The sequence below is a fragment of the Mesorhizobium sp. M7A.F.Ca.CA.002.09.1.1 genome, from assembly GCF_003998555.1.
In the GTDB taxonomy this organism is placed as follows: Bacteria; Pseudomonadota; Alphaproteobacteria; order Rhizobiales; family Rhizobiaceae; genus Mesorhizobium; species Mesorhizobium ciceri.
Map to the genome: position 1 here is coordinate 1 of NZ_RZRR01001083.1, position 1,625 is coordinate 1,625.

1 protein-coding gene and 2 pseudogenes are annotated in these 1,625 nt (G+C 64.0%); all 3 read right to left on the reverse strand.

The features are described 5' to 3' along the window. Positions 1-129: pseudogene (trpA, locus tag EN994_RS30455) on the reverse strand (tryptophan synthase subunit alpha); the annotation flags it as partial. A gap of 2 nt (positions 130-131) precedes the next feature. Beyond that, positions 132-1,382: a tryptophan synthase subunit beta gene (gene trpB / locus EN994_RS30460; protein WP_013528319.1), complete on the reverse strand. Its 1,251-nt coding sequence runs from the start codon at positions 1,380-1,382 to the stop codon at positions 132-134. A 91-nt stretch (positions 1,383-1,473) separates the two neighbouring features. Continuing rightward, positions 1,474-1,625: pseudogene (locus EN994_RS30465) on the reverse strand (N-(5'-phosphoribosyl)anthranilate isomerase); the annotation flags it as partial.

A 1,625-nucleotide genomic window follows, 5' to 3' on the forward strand; every position in this document is an offset into this window, starting at 1 on the left:
GCCCGGCAACGCCTTCATGATCGACAAAGAGGTATCGTAGTCGGGGTCGCCGCCCATGAAATAGGTGACGAGCGCCGGGCGGCCTTCGGTCCTGAGCTTCGCCATGCGGCGGTCGATGCGGGTGGCCATGATCAGATCTCCATGCCCAGCATGCTGGCCACCGTGTGCACGTCCTTGTCGCCACGGCCGGACAGGTTGACGATGACGATCTGATCCTTGTCCATGGCAGGCACGATCTTCACCGCATGCGCGATGGCGTGCGCCGATTCCAGCGCCGGGATGATGCCTTCGACGCGCGTCGTCAGCTTGAAAGCCTCCAGCGCCTCGTCATCGAGGATCGGCACGTATTCGACCCGGCCTGAATCGCGCAGCCAGGAATGCTCCGGCCCAACGCCGGGATAGTCGAGGCCGGCCGAGATCGAATGGCCGTCCATGATCTGGCCGTCGGAATTCTGCAGGAGATAGGTGCGGTTGCCATGCAGCACGCCCGGCGCGCCGGCATTCATCGAGGCGCAATGCTCGATGCCGTCGAGACCGCGACCGCCGGCTTCGATGCCGATGATGCGGACCTCCTTGTCGTCGAGGAAGGGATGGAACAGGCCGATGGCGTTCGAACCACCGCCGACAGCGGCGATGATGGTGTCGGGCAGCCGGCCTTCCTGCTCGAGGATCTGTGCCCGCGCCTCGATGCCGATCACCGACTGGAAGTCGCGCACCAGCTCCGGATAGGGATGCGGGCCGGCGGCGGTGCCGATCAGGTAATAGGTGTCCTCGACATTGGTGACCCAGTCGCGCAACGCCTCGTTCATGGCGTCCTTCAGCGTGCCGTGGCCGGCGGTCACCGGGCGCACTTCGGCGCCGAGCAGCTTCATGCGGAAGACGTTCGGGCTTTGCCGGGCAACGTCTGTGGCGCCCATGTAGACGACGCAGGGAAAGCCGAAGCGGGCCGCAACCGTGGCCGAGGCCACGCCGTGCTGGCCGGCGCCGGTCTCGGCGATGATGCGCTTCTTGCCCATGCGCTTGGCCAGCAGGATCTGGCCGAGGCAGTTGTTGATCTTGTGCGAACCGGTGTGGTTCAAATCCTCCCGCTTGAAGTAGACCTTCGCGCCGCCCGCGAGGCCCCTGGCCGAGGAAACCTCACGAAGATGCTTCGTGAGGCCTTCGGCGAAATAAAGCTTCGACGGCCGTCCGGCATAGTGGGTCGACAGGTCAGTCAGCTCAGCCCTGAAATCCGCATCGTTCTTGACCTCGTTCCAGTGCCGCTCCAGATCGAGGATCAGCGGCATCAGCGTTTCGGCAACGAAACGACCGCCGAAAATGCCGAACATGCCCTGTTCGTCGGGCCCGGTGCGGAAGGAATTGGGTGTCGCCGGCTTGTTCATCGCCGATCTCCTGGCATCTTGACTATGAGGCATGTCCTTGTCGGAAAACCGGTTCCCACTTTTCCGGGACATGCTCTGGTTTGAGGCACCACTAGGCTGCGCGGGTGTTCCGCGCGGCCCTGACGGCCCGGAAAAACTGTTCGATCAGCGCCGGATCCTTGACGCCCGGCGCGCTTTCCACGCCTGAAGAAATGTCGATCCCAGGCGGGTTGGCAAGCCGAAGGGCATCGCCGATATTGGCGG